This is a genomic window from Paenibacillus luteus, from assembly GCF_006542765.1.
Classification (GTDB): Bacteria; Bacillota; Bacilli; order Paenibacillales; family Paenibacillaceae; genus Pristimantibacillus; species Pristimantibacillus luteus.
In genome coordinates this window covers 287,266-308,333 of the sequence record NZ_SKCD01000066.1, presented here as the reverse complement: position 1 = coordinate 308,333, position 21,068 = coordinate 287,266, and the positions used below count along the sequence as shown (strand labels likewise).

Here is a 21,068-nt window from a genome sequence, read left to right as displayed (position 1 = left end):
TCCCTCCCAGCTATCAAACGATTAGAGCCTACTCCAATGCAAAAACATAAGGATACAGCGGTTGTCCGCCTTTTTGTACTTCCAGTTCGAGCTCTGGATACTGCTCCCCGATCCATTCACAAAGCGATGCCGTTTCACTCGCATCTGCTTCCTCGCCTGTAAGAATGGTCAGCAAATCCCCTCCGGCTTCCAACATGCTGGCAATAAGAGATTGACATGCACCCGGCAAATCAGCATTCGACACGACGATCTGTTTCTCCTTAATTCCAATGAAATCGCCCTCTCGAATAGCAACGCCTTCAATGGTCGTATCGCGAACGGCTTTGGTAACCTGCCCAGAAACAACCTGTTCGGCCGCATTTTTCATCCATTCGCTGTTTCGTTCCGCTGTTTCGTCTTCTTTGAACGCAAGAACGGCCGCTAAGCCCTGCGGAATCGTTTTCGTTGGAATGATCATGACCTTTCGCTCGCTAAGCTCTGCGGCCTGCTCAGCCGCCAAAATAATATTTCCGTTATTCGGTAAAATATAAATATGTTCTGCCGATAGCGCCTCTATGGCTTTCACGAAATCCTCTGTACTCGGATTCATCGTCTGGCCGCCGGACAACACAGTATCCACTTCGTTTTCCAAGAAAATATTGGTAATCCCTTCACCCAACGCAACCGCAATGATGCCAAATGGCGCCCATTCGAATACTTGGCCTGGTGGAACGCCCTGCAGACCTTCGCCAGCAAGCAGCTCTGCTGCAGAATAGTCAGCAATGCCGCCGGAATCCGCCTGCTCATGCTCCAAGAGCTCGCGGTGCTGCTCTCGCATGTTAAGAATATGAATATCCGTCAATTCACCATAAGGGAGAGACAAATTCAGTACATCGCCAGGCTTTCGCGAGTGTACGTGAACCTTTATGATATCATCTTCTGTAATAACCAGAATGGAATCGCCATCTTTGCCAAGCGCACGCTTGTAAGCGGATTCATCAAAGAACACCGTCGCATTCCCTTTCAGCTTGCGATTAATAAAAAATTCCATATCGTATAAGAACTCAATCGCATCGGTTGCCAAACGCGCTTGAGCCGAAGTCGGCTCCTGCTTCCTGACCGGAGTTGCCTTTAATGGAACCGCGACCTCTTCCGGTGGAGCGGCTTCAGATTGCATGTCATCGGGCTCCAACTGTCCGTCTAGCTCCAAAAGGCTGCGCAAGAAACCTTCATAAATAAATACGAGGCCTTGTCCGCCAGAATCTACTACGCCTACCTGCTTTAAAACAGGCAGCAGGTCAGGCGTGCGCTGCAATGCTTCATTTGCCTTCGAATGCACCTCTTGCATCAGCTCAATAACATCATTCGTTCTGCGTGCATATTGAACGGCATGCTTCGCTGCTTCTTTGGCTACCGTAAGAATGGTTCCTTCAACTGGCTTCACGACAGCTTTATAAGCGAGGTCGACACCGTATTGCAAAGCAGCTGCCAGCTGCACCGTACCTGCCTCTTCGAGATTGGCTAAAGATCTGGAAAACCCTCGGAACAGCTGTGACAAAATAACGCCAGAGTTGCCCCGTGCGCCCATCAGCAGTCCCTTCGACAAGGCTTCCGTCGCTTTCCCAACGCTCGCTGACGGCTTGCTGCGGAGCTCGCGTACACCTGAGGACATCGTTAAATTCATGTTTGTTCCCGTGTCGCCATCCGGCACAGGAAACACATTTAATGCATTAACGTGCTCTGCGTTGCGCTGCAAGTAATCCGCGCCGAGCAGTGCCATTGCGGTAAAATCAGATCCGTTTATAAAGCGCTTACTCAACGAAATTTCCCTCCCTGTTACTTAAGTACCCTAACATCTTGCACAATTATATGGACTTCTTCCACTTGTAGACCGATTACGTCATTCAGCACATATTTTACCTTGGATTGAATGTTATGAGCAACTTCCGATATTTTCGTACCATAGCTCACGATGATGTAAAGGTCGATGTGCAGCTTCTCATTTTCTCTTCTAATTTCAACGCCACGAGTCAAATTGTCTCGTCCGAGCAACTCGGCAATCCCGTCCTTCAACTGTTTGCGAGAAGCCATTCCGACCAGTCCATAACAATCCATGGCCGCAGAGCCTGCTATAATGGCTATGCAATGATCAGAGACATGTATGGAACCGAATTCGGTGCTTAGCTGCAGAGGCATGGAAAACACTCCCTTACTGTATATATTATGGACTAAGTATTATTGTACTATAAACAGCCCCGTTATAGAAGTCTGTTCAATAAATCCAGCATTTCTGCGTTCCTTCGAGCTTTCCTTGCGATAATCGACTTGATTGTCCGTATATTTAGGTTGAATAGAATAGATGTTTATGATACGATATTCAAGTGTGTTTAAATGTTATTTGTCTTACGAATGAAATTTTCCTCACGCATAACGAGCCATACTTATGGAATCACTTTTGCTCACGCAAGATTTAAAGGAGGTGTAGTCATGTCCCGCAAATGTTTTCTTACAGGTAAAGCACCTGGTAAAGGTAACAACGTTTCCCACGCAAACAACAAAACACGTCGTTCTTGGGGCGTAAACGTGCAAAAAGTTCGCATCTTGGTTGACGGTAAACCGAAACGTGTTTATGTCAGCACTCGCGCACTGAAATCCGGTAAAGTTACCCGCGTATAATGATGGCTTTGGCCATAGACAAAAGCACCTGAGAGTTCAGGTGCTTTTCTTTTACGTTTTCTACGATCACGGCCGAAGGGTGTCCTGCAGCATCCGATCTAATTTTTTTGGAAGGTATTCAAAATCGCCTTTACGAATCCGCCCAAAAATTTAGGCAGTTTGATTGTATAAAATTTCATGCCTCATCCCTCCTCAGACACGCTCATCGAATTAATCCGTGACAAACATCCTACGCTCATGTAACCATCCTATGCGTCTTCAGTTCGTCCTATTCCTTCGCAAGCGGTAGAGGAAAGCGCATTACACGCCTGATATGGCGTCCGGATTATCTCGTATATAGATAACAGCGGATACGATAACGGCAATCAGCAAATAAAATACGATCGACACGACAAAAAAAGTAATGCGCAGCCCAAGCGTTTCAAATCTGCGAAAAAAACGTATGCCTATGTATAAAGCCAGCAACGAGAAGAGATAACGATAAAACCCCTCAATTAACGAGAACGCTGTTAGCAGCCCTCCTGTAACGAAGCTGTATCCCAGCAGCCATAATGTCGTTTTCAACCGTTCATTTATCACCAGGGCACCTAACGCAATACCGCAATGGCTGCGGCACGATCTTTCTCTGCAAATACAGCATTGCCAGCAACCAGCACGTTTGCCCCCGCTTCGCGAATGACACCCGCCGTAGTCGCATTAACGCCGCCATCTACTTGGACAAACACTTCGTCAAGGCCTTGCTCCTCCAGCATCGCCCGAAGCTGACGCAGCTTTACGAGCGAATAAGGAATGAATTGTTGCCCTCCGTAGCCAGGGTTCACCGTCATAATAAGCACTAGATCAAGATCATGCAAGATCGGCTCCAAAGTCGCAACTGGTGTAGCCGGGTTAATCGCTACGCCTACCGGAAGCCCTTTTTCTTTTATGTAATGCACAGTTCTGTGCAAATGTACGCATGCCTCGGCATGTATGGTGATCCGGTCTGCCCCAGCCGAAATATAATCGGCAATGGACAGCTCAGGCCGCTCAATCATCAAATGAACGTCGAAAGGCAGCTTTGTTGCCTCTCGTACCGCCGAGATGACCGGCGGGCCAAAGGTTAGATTCGGGACAAAATGCCCGTCCATCACATCAACATGAATCCAATCCGCCCCTGCCGCTTCAACGGCTTTAATCTCTTCACCCAATCGCGAGAAATCAGCTGACAAAATGGATGGTGCAATAATCGTCATTGTTGTTAGTACCTCCTTTTTTTATCCTTCATCTCAGCTAGAAAGAGCAAATAATGATCGTGCCTGCTCTTCTCAATTTTACCGTTGTCTACTGCTGCGAGTACAGCGCAGCCTGGTTCATGAACGTGGGTACAGCCTCTAAACTTGCAATCCGGAGACAGCTCTCTCATCTCCACAAAGCAATAACCCAAATCCTCTATGCCAAGCTCCTGAAAGTCCAACTGGCTGAACCCTGGCGTATCCGCCACTAAGCCGCCTCCAATTTCAATCAACTCGACATGTCTGGTCGTGTGCTTGCCCCGGCCGAGCCTATTGCTGATTTGGTTGGTTTCGAGCTCTAACCCCGGCACAATCGCATTAAGCAAGGAAGACTTCCCTACACCAGATTGTCCAGCGAATACAGCCAAATGGCCCTTCAGCCGTTCCTGGAAAGGGGCTATGCCTTCTCCCAGCAGCGAGCTTGTCCCGTAAACCTCATACCCCAGAGGACGGTAAATACGATTAACGGAGGCAGCCGCAGCTTGCGCCTCCTCCGTCTCCAAACCGTCATTCTCCAAATCCTGTTTGCTTAAACAAAGAACAGCGGGAATGCCAGCATGCTCGATATGGACGAGAAACTTGTCCAGCAGCTGCAAATTAAGCACAGGCTCCGTCACTGAAAATACGAGAATGGCGAGATCAATGTTCGCAACCGGTGGCCTTATAAGCTCTGAGGAGCGAGGCAGCAGTTCCTCAACGGTTCCCTCCCCATTTTCGGTTAAGCTAAACATCACCACATCGCCTACAAGAGGAGTAAGCCCCTTGTTCTTAAACACGCCCCGCGCACGGCACTGGACCGTTATCGAGTCCGATGCCGCATTCTCTGCGCGTACGTAGTAATAGCCGCTTAAGGCCTTGACGATGGTACCTTTCAGATGACCTTCCTTGCTGTTATGGCTGCTGTTGTTCTTGTTGCTGCTCTTCTTCAGTTGGCTCATCGCTCTCGGTAACCTCCGCTTGTACAGGCTCTTCTGTCGCCTGCACTTCTTCACCCGGTATGATTAAGGTGGATGAATTCGTACCATTCACTAAATCCTGATACGTAATCGATTTAGAGTCAATGAATTGATTGTCACGGTAAACTGTTACGGAAGCTTCCGTATTCGGAGCGACTACGACGGTAATAGGAAAGGTCTGCATTCCCGTAATTTGCCGTTTAACCCCTTCAATCTTTTCACCGCGGGCATCGGAATACTCAATCCGAATCTCACTTGTCTTACCTGCTTCCGCTGGCGAGATCGTAATGTTGAACTGATGCTCCTTCGCGTCGGCAGGTGGGCCGGAGCTTACAATTATCGATACCTTATCCCCTTTGGTCACAGGCTCTTTCGCCTTATAAGGACTCTGGCTAATGACTACATCCTTCTCGTGCCCGTAGCTAGGCTGGTATAAGATATCATCGTTGTCCAGCGTCAGCTCTTTTTCCTTCATCAATTCCTTCGCTTCCTCCAGCGTCTTGCCGATCAGATTTGGCATCGAAACCGTCTCGCGGCCTTTGCTGATCGTGAACTGGAATTCAACCGACTCCGGATTGTACTGCTCTCCTGGCTTCGGTGACTGCTGAATGATCGTGTTCTCCGGCTCCTCACTATATACGGGTTCGGTGTAGATTTGCTCCGGCTGAACGCCAATGGCGCCAAGCTCGTCAATCGCCGTCTGAAGCGACTTGCCCACGTAATTGCCCAGTTCCTCAAGCTCCGGTCCATCACTGACAGTAATCTGGATAAAGGAACCTTCCTTCACTCTCATATTCTGCTTGGTCTGGCTCAGCACCTGATCCACAGGGATTTCCTTATTATGCTCGTGAAGAACCGGCTCTTCCACTTTAAGACCAGCTTCCACGATCATCTGCCGGGCCACTGCCTCCGTCTTGCCAACCACGTAAGGCACATCAACCTCTGCTACATCCAATACACTTAGGAGCCAAATAAAGCCCCCTACGATCAATGCAAGAATAATGAGCGTTACGCCAACGACGGTCAGCGGTTTTTTCCAACCCTTTGCTTGTCGCGCCGCGTCCCTATCGCTCGGTTTCTCGTCCGTGTTAGCTTTGGCCGCCGGCTCCCGGTCTTTAGGCATTGCGGGCGGAAAATCGCCGCGAATAGCCGGCATGACCCGGGTTTCCTCCATGTCGTTAACATGGCTGAACGTGATTTTCGGTTCCTTTAAACGCTCCGGCCGCAAGCATGTATCTAGATCAGCTAGCATTTCATGCGCCGAACTGTAACGCTCATTCGGATTTTTTCGCATCGCTTTAAGAATAACGTTCTCGACGCTTTGCGGAATATGCGGATTAACTACACGCGGTTCTTCGAAATTTTCCTGCAAATGTTTCAATGCCACGCTGATCGGGCTTTCGCCAAGAAACGGCAGCTGCGCCGTCAGCATCTGGTAGAGCACGATGCCAAGGGAATATAAATCCGATTTTTCGCCTGTATTGATTCCCTTCGCATGCTCAGGAGAAAAATAATGAACCGAACCGATAACGGAGCCGGTCTGAGTAATCGTAGACGAAGTGACCGCCCGCGCGATCCCAAAGTCCGTCACTTTCACGCGTCCGTTTTTGCCGATTAATATGTTATGAGGCTTAATATCACGATGAATAATATGATTTTGATGGGCGTGATCGAGCGCGTCTGCAATTTGCATGGCAATGCGCACCGCTTCATCAGTCTGCAGCGGCGCACGCTCTTGTATAATTTCATTTAAGTTATGGCCTTCAATATACTCCATAACGATATAGTGCGTGTCCTCTTCTTGTCCAACATCATAAATACTAACGACGTTTGGATGAGATAGCGCAGCCGCCGACTGTGCTTCACGGCGAAAACGGCGTATGAACTCCTCGTCATGTACAAATTGCTGCCGCAATACTTTCACTGCTACATTTCTGTTTAGCAGCACGTCATGCGCCTTGTACACAAGCGCCATACCGCCGCCGCCGATCCGCGTCAAAATTTCATAGCGTCCGCCTAGGTCCTGTCCAATCATCCTTGTCACCCCTCTCGATTCGTGCCGGCTGCTTCTTGCAGAAGAACGACCGTAATATTGTCGTCCCCACCAGCATGCAGCGCAAGCTGAATGAGATGATCAGCTTTAGCATCCAGCTCAAGCTTCTCAGTCATGACCGTTTGAAGGATTTGCTGGTCGCTCACCATATTGGAGAGACCGTCGCTGCACAGCAGAAGCACATCCTGAGGAGACCATTCTACCGCTTGGACTTCAATTTCAACTTGTGAATCCGTGCCGACAGCTCGGGTTAGAACATTGCGGCGCGGATGATGAGCGGCCTCCTCCTCGCTGAGCTGTCCGGATTTCACTAGTTCATTGACAAGCGTGTGATCGAATGTAATTTGCTTAATGACGCCTTCGGTAATCTTGTAAGCTCTGCTGTCGCCAACATGTCCAATAATGGCATTGTCCTTCTTGACTAATGCAGCCACAATCGTTGTTCCCATATTATGATATTTCTCGTTGCGCGAGGCCAGCTCGAATACGGCTTCATTCGCCTGAGTGATCGCCTGTCTGATCAGCATCTTGCCCTCTTGAATGGATAGATCGGCTTTAGCGGCGCTCTGCTCCAGCATGCTGCGGAATGCATCAACAGCCTTCTGGCTAGCGACGTCTCCAGCCTGATGCCCGCCCATGCCATCGGCTACGATGGCAAGCGTTATCCCATTATTCAATTGACTTACCCAAGATTGGTCTTCATTAACTTGACGAACCCGTCCAATATCACTTCGGTTTGCCGTTAACAATCAGTCATCACCTCGCCTGAGACTCCATATGTTTCGCTCTTAATTGGCCGCAAGCAGCCGCAATGTCATGCCCTTGCTCCCTGCGAATCGTAACGCTAACTTTATTACGCTCCAGGACGCGCTGGAACTCAAAAATATCCTCACGCGGCGTACGCACATAATTCCGTTCCGGCACGTGGTTAACCGGAATCAAATTGACATGGCACAGCATGCCCTGTAATACATCCGCAAGCTCCTGCGCATGCTCGGCACGATCGTTTACACCACCGATTAGCGCGTATTCGAACGTGATTCGGCGGCCAGTCTTCGCAATATAGTTATGGCAAGCGGCCATAACATCATCAAAAGGATAACGACGGTTAACCGGCATTAGCTTCGAACGCAGCGCATCATTTGGCGCATGGATCGAGAGAGCCAAATTGATTTGCGTGTTTTCTTCCGCGAATTTGTACATGCTTGGCACAATGCCGCTTGTCGATACGGTAATGTGGCGCTGCCCGATATTCAGACCTTTCTCATGGATCATAATTCGCAGAAACGCCATCGTTGCATCATAATTTTCGAACGGCTCCCCTGAGCCCATAATGACGATGCTCGAAACGCGTTCGCCCGTCGCATCTAACATTTGCTGCGCAGTGACAACCTGAGCGACGATCTCACCTGCGGTGAGATTCCGTTTCAAACCGCCCAACGTAGAAGCACAAAACGTACAGCCGATACGGCAGCCGACCTGAGTCGTCACGCAAATGCTGTTTCCATAGTTGTGGCGCATAATAACCGTCTCGATCGCATGTGCGTCATGAAGACCGAACAAAAACTTAACGGTACCGTCCTTCGATTCGAACTTAGTAATCTCACTTAGCGTTACGAACTGGAAGTTCTCTTCAAGCTTCTCACGCATCGCTTTCGAGAGATTGGACATATCTTCAAAGCTCTTAACCCGCTTCACATAAAGCCAATCAAACAGCTGGCCGCCGCGAAATGCAGGCTCACCGTTATCTATCATCCATTGCTGAAGCTGCTCGAGCGTGTAGTCATATACGCATGGTTTCATTTCATCACACCTGTACCTTATAGTAGGACGGCCCCCTCTTCGGAAAGCCGCCATCGATTTATTTTACCACAAACGCCCATGTTCAGCCATAAGCGGCAATTACAGGCGCTTGACCATCCTTGCAATGTAAAAACCGTCACTGTTAAAATGCTGCGGAAGCAGTTGTGCTTGTCCATCAAAATGCTCGCCAACGACCCCTGCGTTCCTTAGCTGCCGAACGATATCCTGCGGCCAATCGCTGCTGAGCTCGAATTCAGGATGCTCTTGCAGAAAACGGGCGACCTGCTGCTCGTTCTCTTCCTTCTCCATCGTGCACGTGCTGTAGACAAGCACGCCTCCAGGACGCACCAATCCACTTACAGCATGCAATAATCGCTGCTGAACGGCCGCGATATCGGATACGTCGCCAGCGGTTTTGGTCCATTTGATTTCCGGCTTCCGTCTAATGACGCCAAATCCAGAGCAAGGCGCATCGAGAAGCACCGCATCCATCGATTGAGGCTTGAAGCGGTCAGCCAGTTTCAGTGCATCCTCGGTAATGGCTTCCACGTTGCGGAGCTTTAACCGCTCGCTCTGCATCACGATCAAGTCGCGCTTGTGCGCGTGCAGGTCATTAGCCCATACCTTCCCTTTGCCGCCCATCAGCTCCGCCAAATGCGTACTCTTGCCGCCAGGTGCGGCGCAGCAATCCAATACCTGCATGCCAGCCTTCGGAGCTACAACTTCCGCAACCAGCATCGAGCTCTCATCCTGCAATGTCCATAAGCCTTCACGGAAACCGTCCGTATCGGCCAAATTCCCACCGCGGACGATAGCAATGCCCGCAGGAGCAATCGTGGATGGCTCCGCCTCGTATCCAGCTGCTCTCAATTGCTCAATAACTTCCTCGCGGCTGCCTCTAAGCGGATTAGCCCGAACACTGGTATGGGGATGCTCGTTGCCAGCGGCACATATGGCTTCCGCCTTGTCCACTCCATAAGATTCGACCCATCGCCTTACGAGCCATTCCGGGTAGGAATGCCGAAGTGCGATTTGCGTGACGGGATCTGCATGCTTGATTTCTGCTGCCTGCAGCTCGCCTCTGCTACGGTCAATGCTTCGGAGTACGCCGTTCACCATGCCGGAGATACCCGAATGGCCACGCTTCTTCGCAATGGTTACTGCCTCATTTACTGCAGCATGCGCCGGTATCCGGTCTAGGTATAACAACTGGTAGGCACTCATGCGAAGCAATTGATGAACCCAAGGTTCCAGCTTATGCAGACCTTTGGATACGAAGCGGCTCAGCCAATAATCCAGCGTCGCCTGACGCTGAATGGTGCCGTACACAAGCTCGGTCACAAGACCCGCATCCGCCTTCTGGAGTCCTGCATCTTGAAGCGTGCTTTTTAGCTGCAAGTTGCTGTACGCGCCCGTCTGAGATACCTTGACAAGCGCATCCATCGCCAGCTCGCGAGGAGATTTCACCTTGCGCGGCGCAGGCTGCTGCGTCTGCACGGACTGCGGAGATTTCCCCCGGCCGGCAGGTCGTTTGTGCCCTTGCTTTGCTTTAGGCTTGCCAGGAACATTTCCAGAGACAGCGCCATTGCTGCTTGACTTACGGGTGTTTTCAGTCATAGCGCACCCCCATCGCCAAGCCGTGTGCCTGTTTCAAGGCGGGCGCCCTTCAGCCAATCCGCCGCGTTCATCGCGCGTTTGCCAGCCGGCTGAATTTCTTTCAGCACCAGCGTGCCCGCACCTGTCTGCACATGAATGCCGCCGCTGTCTGCTGCAATCACCGTTCCAGGCAATGCCGCTTTGTTTCCGGAAGCTCCATCCACAGGTACGCTGCACTGCCATACTTTAAATACTTCACCATTCAAAGAAGTGAAAGCTCCAGCCATAGGCGACAAGCCCCGGACCTGGTTAAAAATAGCGCGAGCAGACTTCGTCCAATCGATACGCTCGTCCTCGCGGTTCAAATTGGGGGCATAGGTTGCCAGCTCATCCTGCTGCGGAACCGACTTGGCTTCTCCCGAAATAATTGCCGGCAACGTCTGGCCAAGCAGATCCGCTCCCGCTAGGCTCAGCTTCTCAAACATCGTACCGGAGGTGTCCTCGTCTGTAATCGGAAGCTCGACAACGCTGATCATATCGCCAGAATCGAGTCCCTCGGCCATATACATAATCGTCACGCCTGTCGAAGCTTCTCCATTTATGATCGAGCGCTGGATTGGCGCGCCGCCGCGGTATTTGGGCAGCAAGGAGCCGTGCACGTTAATGCAGCCTAGACGCGGAATGTCCAGCAGTGCTTTCGGCAAAATCTGTCCGTAGGCGGCCGTAACGATAAGGTCAGGACTAAGCTCGGCTATCGCAGCTACAGCTTCCGCGCTGCGCATGCGTTCAGGCTGCAGTACAGGCAGCCCGAACGACAAAGCCGCTTCCTTTACAGGCGGCGGCGTCAACGTTTTTTTGCGGCCCTTCGGCCGATCGGGCTGCGTTACAACAGCGACAACATTGTACTGCTGCTCAAGAAGCAGCTTTAAAGAGGGAACGGCAAAATCCGGCGTTCCCATAAATACGATACGCATGAAGCTATTCGCCGCCTTTTCTAGCTCTTTCCGAAATGTCGTAGATGTTCTCCGCCAAATCGGTAAACAAAATGCCGTTCAAATGGTCAACCTCATGCTGGAATGCTCTAGCGAAATAGCCTTGAGCTTGAACCGTAAAGGTCTTTCCAGTGCTGTCCTGACCCGTTACCACAATGCGATCGGCACGCAGCACATCGCCGTTTAAGTTAGGGATGCTTAAGCAGCCCTCGGGTCCCAGTTGTTCGCCTTCTTGCTCAATGATAACCGGATTGACCATTTCAACCAGGCCGTTTTCATCGCCAACGTCAACCACAATTACCCGCTTCGAAATGCCGATTTGAGGTGCAGCTAGGCCTACGCCCTCTGCGTCATACATAGTTTCGGCCATATCTTTCAACAGCTTTTGCAAATTTGAATTGAACTTCGTTACTTCCTTTGCTTCTTCCCGCAATACCGGGTCTGGTTCTTTCACAATGATACGGATACTCATATTATTCCCTTCCTTTACGATCATTAAAATAGTAATAGCTATTTATAATATAACTTGTGGATCCACATCAATACTGAACTGCACTAGGCGCTGCGGCGGACCGTCCGTAAATGACCCGAGCGCCTTTCGAACAAGTGCCGAAGCGTCGATGTTCCCACGATATTTTATCACACATTGAAAACGGTAGCGATCTTTCATTCTTGAAATGGGCGAAGCTACGGGTCCGAGCACCTCTAGCGCTCTTGAAAATCCGCTGTTAAGCGGCAGCAAAACGCCTTCATTCTCGGAGAGTTCACGCAAATCTGCCGCAAATCGCTCACTCGTGGAAGAGAGCAGCGGCAATTGCTCGTGCGACATGGTTACGAGGATTAATCTACAGTAAGGCGGATAACCCATCGCGCTGCGATGGCGCAGCTCCTCGGTTACGAAAGCCCCATAATCATGCTGCTGCGCTGTGATGACCGCGTAATGCTCGGGGGCGTAGGTTTGAATGACGACCTCGCCGGGCAGATGATGCCTCCCGGCACGTCCAGCCACCTGGGTCAACAATTGAAAGGTCCGTTCTGCCGCACGGAAATCCGGTAAATTCAGCGACGTATCGGCAGCAATGACTCCGACTAGTGTAACATATGGAAAATCAAGCCCCTTCGCTACCATTTGAGTGCCAAGCAGAACATCTGCTTTGCGGTCCCCGAACTGCTTCAAGAGCTTTTCATGCGAGTTTTTCTCTGTGGTTGTATCCACATCCATGCGGATGACCCTAATACCAGGGAACAGCTTGGAGAGCTCCTCCTCCACACGCTGAGTTCCTGTCCCAAAATAACGGATATGCTCGCTCTGGCATGAAGGGCATGTGGTCGGGGCTTGCTCGGCATGCCCACAATAATGGCAGCGCAGCGCACGCGATTTCTGGTGGTATGTCAGCGAAATATCGCAGTGTGGACAAGCTGCCGTATAGCCGCATGAGCGGCACATAACGAAGGTGGAATAGCCGCGCCTATTGAGCAGCAGAACCGACTGTTCGCCGCGCTCAAGCCGCTCGGCAAGCGAGCTGTGGAGCAGTCGGCTGAACATCGATCGGTTCCCCTCTTTGAGCTCCTCGCGCATGTCGATGACGGCTACCGGAGGAAGCGGTCTGCCGCCTACACGGCCGGGCATCGGCAATAGCGCTGGCTCCTTCCCCTCATCTTTGGCCGTTAACGGGCGGCTTGCCGCCGCAAAGGATTCCAAGGAAGGCGTCGCTGAGCCAAGGACGACTGCGGCCCCATGCTGCCTTGCTCTCCTAACGGCCACATCACGCGCATGGTATTTGGGGCTCTCCTCCTGCTTGTAGGAAGATTCATGCTCCTCATCGATGATAATGAGGCCAAGGCGTTCAAAAGGCGCGAATATAGCCGATCGCGCTCCGATGGCTACCTGTACTTGGCGGCTCCTGATTTTTCGCCACTCATCGTAGCGCTCCCCATTTGAGAGCCTGCTGTGAAGAACGGCAACCGCATCGCCAAATCGTCCCTTGAAGCGCTCGACCATCTGGGGCGTTAGTGAAATTTCCGGCACAAGAACGATCGCTTGCTTATCCTGCTCCAGGCAAAATTGGATCGATTGCAGATAAACTTCAGTTTTTCCGCTTCCGGTGACTCCGTGAAGCAGCATCGTCTCTGGTTCTCCTGCTGCAACAGCTCTCGCCACGCGGTCATAAACGGCCTTCTGCCCGTCGGTCAGTGCAAGCGGAGTCGTCCGCTCGAACAGCCGGCCGGCGTAAGGATCGCGCTGCTGCTCTACCTCCTGCAGGATAAGCAGCCCTTTCTCTGCCAACGAGCGCACGCTTGCAGCAGATCCGCCTGCTTCTGCAAGCAGCTGCTGAAGCGGCAACGGGCCTCCGTGTTCGAGCATATAGGCCAGTACTTCACGCTGCTTTGCCGCCCTTGATGGCAAGCTTGCCATTTCCGTGCGGACAGTAGCGACGTCGTCAGGCACGAACACGGTCAATACTTTACGTATCGCATGGCGGTCGCGGATGGAAGTCTGCTCCATAAGCACACCCTCGCGAAGAGCTGCTTTCACAGCTTTGACATGCTCCGGAAAGCGTTCAAGGAGCACTTCCAGCTTAACGAGCTGGCCGCTGGCTCCCATCCAATCGATCATGGCTTGCGGAAGATCCTCCCTTGCCGCTTCTTCATCTCCAATGCCGACAAGGCGCTCAGCTTTTCCCTTCAAAGCGGCTGGTATCATAGCCTGCAGCGCCGTTGTCCATGAGCAGCAATATTTCTCGCTCATCCACTTCGCCAGCTCAATAAGATCAGGCAGCAGCGGCGGAACATGATCCAGCAGCTCGGAAACTGGCTTAAGCCTGCTTAAGGCAACATCTGTCGTTTCGGCAAGCTGGGTCACGAAGCCCTGCAGCACACGTCCGCCAAAGGGCACGCCGACCCGGCTTCCAACCTCGATCCAGTCTTCGAAGGCGGCAGGCACCTCATAATCAAACGGCCGATCCGTCTGGCGGCTCGGCACGTCGACAATTACTTTAGCAATCATTCCCTCTTCCCTCCAGAAGAAGCAAGCCGTGCTGCAATCAAATCAAGCAGCCGAGCGGCAACCTCTCTCTTGGATAGGAGCGGCAGCGCGGCGACCAATCCTTTTTCTCCGAATACCTGAACAATGTTTGTGTCGCCGTTAAATCCCGCTCCTTCTTTGCTAACATCGTTCGCAACGATGAGGTCGCAGTTTTTACGTCTAAGCTTGTCCATCGCATATTGCTCGACCTGCTCCGTTTCAGCGGCAAAACCAACAAGAAACTGCTGCTTCTTTTTCTGTCCGAGCGTCTCCAATATATCTGTCGTACGTTCAAGCTCCAGCACAAGCTTTTCACCATTTTTTTTCAGCTTATGATCACTGATTTGAACCGCCCGATAATCGGCAACGGCTGCGGATTTCACGACGATATCCATATCATCGTACAGGCCCGTCACCGCTTCCAGCATTTGCTGCGCGGACTCCACACGGATCAGTTTGACGCCTGCTGGAGGGGCCGCTGTCGTGCGGCCTGCTACCAAGGTGACATCAGCACCCATGAGCAGAGCCGCCTCTGCTAATGCAAAACCCATCTTCCCTGACGAATCATTGGTCAAATATCGAACAGGATCCAGCCGCTCCATCGTTCCGCCTGCCGTCACGAGCAGCCGCTTCCCTTTCAGCTTGCTGCCGCTATCGAACCACGATTGAATAGCAAGCACAATATCTTCCGGCTCCGCAAGTCTTCCCTTTGCCACATAACCGCAGGCAAGTTGACCTGTGCCTGGCTCTATGAACATCGCGCCGCGCGAAGCAAGCAGCTCCAAATTATGCACGACCGCGGGATGCTCATACATATGAACATTCATCGCGGGCGCGATCAGCACAGGACAAGTTGCCGCAAGCAGCGTCGTACTAAGCATGTCATCTGCATGGCCTCCTGCCAGCTTCGCAATCGCATTGGCTGTCGCCGGAGCGATCACGATGAGATCAGCATGGTCCGCCAAATGAATATGCGATACAACCGCCGGGTCCCGCTCATCGAACGTATCGATATAAACCGGATTACGCGATAACGTTTGCAAGGTAAGCGGTGTTATGAATTTGGTTGCCGACTCGGTCATAATCACATGAACGTTAGCGCCTGCTTGCACGAGCTTGCTGCATAACGCTGCGCCTTTATAAGCGGCAATCCCGCCTGTAATGCCGAGAATAATCGATTTTCCTTTTAGCATGGTGTATCTCCTGTCAAGCTTATAAGCTAGTGTATTAGTGCATAAAGGGTTTTATATCCGATAGCAGACTTTTGCTACCAGCCCTTACGGTCTCTTAGGCTTGTAATATGAGCGACATGATGCCTGCCATGCCAAGCGACGAAGCCGAGAAAAAAGGCCAATCCGATTTGACTGCCCTTCTCGGGATGGTAAAACATTTTCTCAAAGTCCGAAGGCTGCATGGAACGCAGCAGCAGCACCCACCTGGCATATATCCCTTCAACGATCGCAAGGCTGATTTCTGGCGATGCTTGCAAGCTGTCTGCCGTCTCTGCCCAGCGTTCCTCATTAAAAGGCTTAATCGTGGGATTGGACTCTGTGAGCGCAAGCTTGAAACGCGAGTAGCTATTCATGGAAGCATCTGCCAGATGATGCGTGACCTGACGCACGGTCCAGCCACCGCTTCTGTAAGGGGTATCCCATTGTTCGTTATCTAAGTCCGCCAGCGCTTCCCTAAGCTGCGTAGGCAGCTTCTCCATGTCTGAAATCCATTGTTCCCGATGCTTTACGGTCATTCCTTCGAACGAGTACCTGCCAATCGGATAACGCAATTTGTCCATTCCGTTCCCTCCTGTTCATTCGTCACTGCAGCATACATCACTTTTTCTATCATATCATATGCCGCCTCAAAATCTAACTAGACCTAGCCGATTTTGACGCTGATCATCCACTTTTTTTATGAATAAAGATAAACCAAAATAAATAAGCGCAGCCTCGTAATAGTCAATACGGTTACAAAGCTCCGGCTCTTAACAGATGTGTCATCCGGTAAAGCTCGGCAATATCAAAACGGCCAATCTCCTCGAACCTTCTGATCGCTTCTTCAATCTCAACGACTTCAACCGCGATCACTTGCTCGCCATCTGGCGGGTTTAATGGAGCACCGACAATATTGACCTGGCCATAACCAACAAGTCTGACGAAATTAGGGTGGGGAATATGAGGCCGATAGGGCTCGCTAGCCGAAGAGTGGCACTTAAAGCAGCCAAAGAGCTTGTATGAAACCAGTTCAGCCCCCAACTCCTCCTTCACTTCTCTAGACAAGGCGTCCATATAATATTCATTAGGCTCCAAGGTTCCGCCAATCAGCTCCCACTTGCCATTATCGATTTTCATAATCACATACTTCTCGCCAACCATTGGAATGATGCTAATATTGCTTACCGAAGCCTCGTCCACTTCATAATCGAGGGTGAAGCAATTTTCAACAGGGCCCCATACGATTCCTTTAGAAAGGGCTGGAAATTCTTGTAGTATAATCGACATATCCTGAACTTCCTCTTCATTTATTTATGATACTGAAAAAACGATAGGACCCCCGAAGCCATAAGCATCCCAATAAAGACAATTAAAAAACCGATGGCAAAACGCGACCAAAACGATCTAGGCTTCCGCGCTTCCTTTTTAATCTGGACAATCTGATCCTCTAGTTGTTTGAGCGTTCTTTTTATTTCCTGAATTTCTTGCTCATTCGCCAAAGCATTCATCTCCCCAAAAATGGTTTATTCCTTCGGTTTCCGCAAGCGATCCACTTTGAACAACGTTACTCTAGTTTATCAAACTTTTGGCCTCCTTACATAAAAAAGCTGCCCAAAGCAGCAGAGCTACGTTTGGACAGCTTTTCAATTGAATGGGCATCTACTCCTATTTTTTATTTCTCTCAAGCAGCATTCCCGTAATTTCCTCTGCCTGAGCCAGCACGGACACAGGATCGAAATACCAGTACCGGTCGGCAGGAAGCTCATAAACCTGATTGTTTTTTACCGCGGGAATCGATTGCCACACATTGCTTTTCTTGAATTCGTCAGAACCTGTTTCCGAGAACAGCAAAACGTGGTCAGCAGCGTAATCGGGAATAACCTCAAGCGTAAGCTCTTTCCACTGCGCGGTCATCAGCTCGTTCTTAATAATTTCCGATGGCGTGAGCTGCAAAGCTCCGTAAATGGCTTGTCCCCCTCTTCCGAAATTGTCCCCAAACGTATAAAACGTTTTTCCGCCTGACTCAATGATGGAGAAGGTTTCCGTAGGTGCAATCACGCCTTCCAGCTTGCCTCGCAGCTCGGTGATTTTTTCATCGTAGTTCGAGAGCCATTTCTCTGCTTCCTCTTGTTTGCCAAGCAGCTCTCCTATTCCTTTAACTTCCTCATGCACGCCTTTGAACTGTGCATCGGTTCCGAAAGGGATAACGACCGTTGGGGCTATTTTCGATAGCTGCTCATACGTATTGTCATCCACTGTAGCCGTAATAATTAGATCAGGCTCGAGTGCGGTCACTTTCTCCAAATTCGTGCCGCTTCGGTCTCCTGTGCTTTCTATGCCAGCCGCCAAATCCTTCGTATATGGATTATCGATGTAATATTCACTTGCTCCTACCGGCTTAACGCCTAGAGCCAAGATAGTCTGCAAATATTGTTCAGCGATGATGCGCTTCGGTGCAACCGGAATTTCCACATCTCCCTTGACAGTGCTGTAGATTCTTGTTGTCTTTTCCGGTTCCGCTGTTGGCGCTTCGGTGCTTGCCGTATCTGTTATTGCTGGTGCATTGCTGTTTTGTCCGCTTGCTCCGCCGCATGCTGTCATGAGCAAAATAAAAATAAGAAAAATTGACCCAAATCCTAATCCTTTGTTCCATTTTTGCATCTTACTGTTCCTCTTTCCGCTAGTTATTTAATACGAATGATAATCATTCTCAAAATAACTTTACCAATTTCGCGCCATCTTCGTCCATGCCTAAATGTGATGCCGTTTTTTTAGCTGCCGTTTCCTCTGGTTAATAAAGCCACCATATCCGTCAGTTGCTTCTTAGTTGACGCTGGATCAAAACCATAAAAAGCATCCCCTTCGATCCTGTATGCTTGTTTATTTTTGACGGCCGCAAGGCTTCCCCAACTTTCTGTTTTCATAAAGGCCAATACGCGTGAGCGTTCTTCTGCGTTGTCCGGCAAATTATAAAATATAAAGTCAGCTGCATAGTCGCGTATCACTTCCAGCGTTGTTTCCTCATAGCCAATCTTGCATCGACCGCCTTGGAGCAGGCACTCGGGCGGTGCAAATTGCAGCGGATCATACAATACATGCGTACCGCGTCCCCATTTGTCGCCAAATACGTAGCATTTATCCATTCCAAGTTCAATAACAACTGCCGTACCGCGCTTCCCCATCTCAAGGTCTAGCCTTTGGTTTGCTCGCTCTATCAACGCTTGGAGCCGGTTCAAACAATTTTCCGCTTCCCTTCCTTTATCCACAACATCGGCAATATAACGAAACTGCTCATCCCACGGAAGCTCCTCGAATGGCAGATGAATCAAGGGGGCAATGGCCCGCAGCTCTGCAGCACGTTCTTCATCCAAACTATAATCCAGGATAAGATCCGGTCTAGTAGGACGGATCGTATCGTACAATTGCGCAGGTACGTTGTCGTGCCACTGCGCAGATTTATTATCAATAGAACCGCGGAAATGATTGAATACCCAGTTGGATATAACCGCCACGCTTGGCGTTATTCCGAGCGCTAATAAGCTTGCCGAATAATTGTAGGTTAAAGATGCGATTTTCTTCGGTTTTTTCAAATAGATCGTAGGTGCAGTACCGACAAATTGTTTAAACTTTCGGCTTAAATAAAAGCCGTCCTGATAACCCACTTGAAGCGCAATCTCGAATAGATCCGAGTTTGACCCCAGCAATTGCTCCTGCGCCGAACGAATGCGAAGCTCCGTTATGTAAGCTTTAAAGGTTTTCCCGCTATGCTTCATGAATTCCCTTGAGAAATGTTCCGGGCTCACGCCTGCAATCGCAGCCAGCTCCTTCCTCGTCAAGGGCTTACGGTAATTCTCTTTAATATACCGAATAGCATTTTCCATCCAAGAATGAGAAGTCGGCTGCTTTATTTTCCCATGCAGCTCCAGCAGCTTATTGAGAAGCATAACAAAAGCCGCTTCCGAGCCGCTTAGTTTGTCCAAATTCCCGCCTAAACTCCATTCCCGCTCCAAATCAACAGCCAGCTGCATCAACTGCCGGTTCAGCTTAATCTTAATACTGTTTTCTAACGGCCAAGACCACCAAGCCCTATCCTCATTTGCTTTACCATGGTCAATGACTGGTTTTTCAGAAAATTCAATTCTTAACACATGCATGGCATGAAAGGGAGCTGCATGCAACGTAACTGTATGACCTCGTTCTGCAACAATGGCCATACTGCACTTTGCTTCAAAGCTCTTATCACCAACGCCTATCGTGCCGTTTCCAGCCATAACAATACAAATCGAATGGCAGTTGCCTGCCTCGGCTATGATATCCATATTCGCAACATGCTTATGTACTTTTCCAAGATGGTAATGCATATAAACAACACCCTTTTCTTTAAGACTGCACTAAGAAAGTCATAACTCCGCATTAAATGATAATCATTCTCATTATATACAATCGGAAGGCATTTTGAAATAGCTATTTTATGTAATGGCGCAAGGTGAAAAGGACGTCGCCGTCCTCTGGCGGCGCAGCGTGTTTCATTCCGAGAAATATAGACTAGGGATAGCGAAATGATATCCTTTCCTATATTTCAAAAAAAAAAAAAAAAACGGAGCATCTGCGCTAAGCAGATACTCCGTTCCATATGTTCATTCCGCTGACTAGTCCTCTTTGGTTGCGAGGTTTTCCACTTGAAGAATATCGCCGTAGATTTCCTCCAGCGCTACGCCAACATATTTGCGGGAGCGTGGGTTCTTGAGCTCCGACTTGTCTCCGTTGCGGAGCATACGAGCGCGTCTGGAAGCAGCTACGACTAGCGTGTACTTACTGTCAACTTTTTTCACCATTTCATCAATGGACGGATATAACATCGTTCATTCTCCTCACTCATGCTTTCTCAATTGCGGCAACCATTCCTGAAACGTAAGGCAAGTATCTTTCTCTGCGGCAATGCTCGGCAATCATGATACTGCGAATACGATCGCAAGCAGCATCTATCTCATCATTCAATACCGCATAGTCATAGTGTCCGAGCAAATTCATCTCGTCTACAGCTACAGACATACGGTTATTGATCGTATCCAAAGATTCTGTACCACGGCCGGTTATCCGCTGCTTCAGCTCATCGAGGGACGGAGGCAACAAAAATACGAAGATGCCTTCGGGAAACTTTTGTTTCACCTTAAGCGCTCCTTGCACTTCAATCTCCAAAATAACGTCCTTCCCGCTCTCCAAAGTACGTTCAACGAAATCACGCGGTGTACCGTAGTAGTTACCAACATATTCGGCATGCTCCAAGAGTGCGTCTCGCGCAATCATATCCTGGAACTGCTCTCTGGTCTTAAAAAAGTAATTCACGCCATCAACTTCACCCTGACGCGGCAGACGGGTCGTTGCGGACACCGAATAGACCAGCTCAGGCACCTTATTTCGCAAAACGGAACATACCGTTCCTTTGCCTACCCCTGAAGGGCCGGACAATACAATTAACAATCCCTTATCCATATTACTCCCCGTA

General features: G+C 50.0%; 22 protein-coding genes. 1 reads left to right on the top strand and 21 read right to left on the bottom strand.

All coding sequences use genetic code 11. The features are described from left to right. Positions 1-28: 28 nt before the first annotated feature. The gene (locus E0496_RS31725) at positions 29-1,759 is read right to left on the bottom strand and encodes a DAK2 domain-containing protein (protein ID WP_141505982.1); all 1,731 of its coding nucleotides are present in this window, start codon (positions 1,757-1,759) and stop codon (positions 29-31) included. 56 nt (positions 1,760-1,815) lie between these two features. After that, positions 1,816-2,175, bottom strand: coding sequence for an Asp23/Gls24 family envelope stress response protein (locus E0496_RS31720; protein WP_139998197.1), 360 nt, complete (start codon positions 2,173-2,175; stop codon positions 1,816-1,818). A gap of 291 nt (positions 2,176-2,466) precedes the next feature. Between E0496_RS31720 and rpmB the strand changes: the two genes are divergently transcribed. After that, positions 2,467-2,655 carry a 50S ribosomal protein L28 gene (gene rpmB / locus E0496_RS31715; protein ID WP_114378912.1) on the top strand — a complete coding sequence of 63 codons (189 nt, stop codon included), beginning with the start codon at positions 2,467-2,469 and terminating at the stop codon, positions 2,653-2,655. A gap of 98 nt (positions 2,656-2,753) precedes the next feature. Here the strand turns inward: rpmB and spoVM are convergent, their stop codons facing one another. From spoVM to gmk, 19 genes are all read right to left on the bottom strand, one after another. Beyond that, the gene (spoVM, locus tag E0496_RS31710; protein WP_010345573.1) at positions 2,754-2,834 is read right to left on the bottom strand and encodes a stage V sporulation protein SpoVM; all 81 of its coding nucleotides are present in this window, start codon (positions 2,832-2,834) and stop codon (positions 2,754-2,756) included. A gap of 121 nt (positions 2,835-2,955) precedes the next feature. Further along, positions 2,956-3,219, bottom strand: coding sequence for a hypothetical protein (locus E0496_RS31705; RefSeq protein WP_175598140.1), 264 nt, complete (start codon positions 3,217-3,219; stop codon positions 2,956-2,958). A 23-nt stretch (positions 3,220-3,242) separates the two neighbouring features. Further along, the gene (rpe, locus tag E0496_RS31700; RefSeq protein ID WP_141505941.1) at positions 3,243-3,887 is read right to left on the bottom strand and encodes a ribulose-phosphate 3-epimerase; all 645 of its coding nucleotides are present in this window, start codon (positions 3,885-3,887) and stop codon (positions 3,243-3,245) included. Between the two features lie 5 nt (positions 3,888-3,892). After that, complete coding sequence (gene rsgA / locus E0496_RS31695) at positions 3,893-4,864, bottom strand: ribosome small subunit-dependent GTPase A (RefSeq protein WP_141505940.1); 972 nt, start codon at positions 4,862-4,864, stop codon at positions 3,893-3,895. Next, complete coding sequence (gene pknB / locus E0496_RS31690) at positions 4,818-6,917, bottom strand: Stk1 family PASTA domain-containing Ser/Thr kinase (RefSeq protein ID WP_141505939.1); 2,100 nt, start codon at positions 6,915-6,917, stop codon at positions 4,818-4,820. The genes rsgA and pknB overlap by 47 nt, the downstream gene beginning before the upstream one ends. A gap of 5 nt (positions 6,918-6,922) precedes the next feature. Continuing rightward, complete coding sequence (locus tag E0496_RS31685; RefSeq protein ID WP_141505938.1) at positions 6,923-7,684, bottom strand: Stp1/IreP family PP2C-type Ser/Thr phosphatase; 762 nt, start codon at positions 7,682-7,684, stop codon at positions 6,923-6,925. Between the two features lie 7 nt (positions 7,685-7,691). Further along, positions 7,692-8,738, bottom strand: a complete 1,047-nt coding sequence (rlmN, locus tag E0496_RS31680; RefSeq protein ID WP_141505937.1) for a dual-specificity RNA methyltransferase RlmN — start codon at positions 8,736-8,738, stop codon at positions 7,692-7,694. Between the two features lie 99 nt (positions 8,739-8,837). Next, positions 8,838-10,355: a 16S rRNA (cytosine(967)-C(5))-methyltransferase RsmB gene (rsmB, locus tag E0496_RS31675; RefSeq protein ID WP_141505936.1), complete on the bottom strand. Its 1,518-nt coding sequence runs from the start codon at positions 10,353-10,355 to the stop codon at positions 8,838-8,840. After that, positions 10,352-11,308, bottom strand: coding sequence for a methionyl-tRNA formyltransferase (gene fmt / locus E0496_RS31670; RefSeq protein WP_141505935.1), 957 nt, complete (start codon positions 11,306-11,308; stop codon positions 10,352-10,354). The genes rsmB and fmt overlap by 4 nt, the downstream gene beginning before the upstream one ends. A gap of 4 nt (positions 11,309-11,312) precedes the next feature. Further along, positions 11,313-11,798 (bottom strand): peptide deformylase, encoded by a 486-nt coding sequence (gene def, locus E0496_RS31665; protein ID WP_206669924.1) that lies wholly within the window; start codon positions 11,796-11,798, stop codon positions 11,313-11,315. 42 nt (positions 11,799-11,840) lie between these two features. Further along, positions 11,841-14,333: a primosomal protein N' gene (gene priA, locus E0496_RS31660; protein ID WP_141505933.1), complete on the bottom strand. Its 2,493-nt coding sequence runs from the start codon at positions 14,331-14,333 to the stop codon at positions 11,841-11,843. Next, a complete protein-coding gene (gene coaBC, locus E0496_RS31655; RefSeq protein WP_141505932.1) occupies positions 14,330-15,544 on the bottom strand; it encodes a bifunctional phosphopantothenoylcysteine decarboxylase/phosphopantothenate--cysteine ligase CoaBC in 1,215 nt (404 codons plus the stop codon). The genes priA and coaBC overlap by 4 nt, the downstream gene beginning before the upstream one ends. A 74-nt stretch (positions 15,545-15,618) precedes the next feature. After that, a complete protein-coding gene (locus E0496_RS31650) occupies positions 15,619-16,143 on the bottom strand; it encodes a YfiT family bacillithiol transferase (RefSeq protein ID WP_141505931.1) in 525 nt (174 codons plus the stop codon). A gap of 172 nt (positions 16,144-16,315) precedes the next feature. After that, a complete protein-coding gene (locus tag E0496_RS31645) occupies positions 16,316-16,849 on the bottom strand; it encodes an NUDIX hydrolase (RefSeq protein ID WP_141505930.1) in 534 nt (177 codons plus the stop codon). A 20-nt stretch (positions 16,850-16,869) separates the two neighbouring features. Beyond that, positions 16,870-17,070 carry a hypothetical protein gene (locus E0496_RS31640; RefSeq protein ID WP_206669923.1) on the bottom strand — a complete coding sequence of 67 codons (201 nt, stop codon included), beginning with the start codon at positions 17,068-17,070 and terminating at the stop codon, positions 16,870-16,872. Between the two features lie 157 nt (positions 17,071-17,227). Further along, positions 17,228-18,223 (bottom strand): iron-hydroxamate ABC transporter substrate-binding protein, encoded by a 996-nt coding sequence (locus E0496_RS31635; RefSeq protein WP_141505928.1) that lies wholly within the window; start codon positions 18,221-18,223, stop codon positions 17,228-17,230. A gap of 110 nt (positions 18,224-18,333) precedes the next feature. Continuing rightward, complete coding sequence (locus E0496_RS31630; RefSeq protein ID WP_141505927.1) at positions 18,334-19,923, bottom strand: helix-turn-helix domain-containing protein; 1,590 nt, start codon at positions 19,921-19,923, stop codon at positions 18,334-18,336. 288 nt (positions 19,924-20,211) lie between these two features. Next, on the bottom strand, positions 20,212-20,421 hold the full coding sequence (gene rpoZ, locus E0496_RS31625; protein ID WP_053375625.1) for a DNA-directed RNA polymerase subunit omega: 210 nt from the start codon (positions 20,419-20,421) through the stop codon (positions 20,212-20,214). A gap of 16 nt (positions 20,422-20,437) precedes the next feature. After that, positions 20,438-21,055 (bottom strand): guanylate kinase, encoded by a 618-nt coding sequence (gene gmk / locus E0496_RS31620; RefSeq protein ID WP_141505926.1) that lies wholly within the window; start codon positions 21,053-21,055, stop codon positions 20,438-20,440. Between the last annotated feature and the right edge of the window lie 13 nt (positions 21,056-21,068).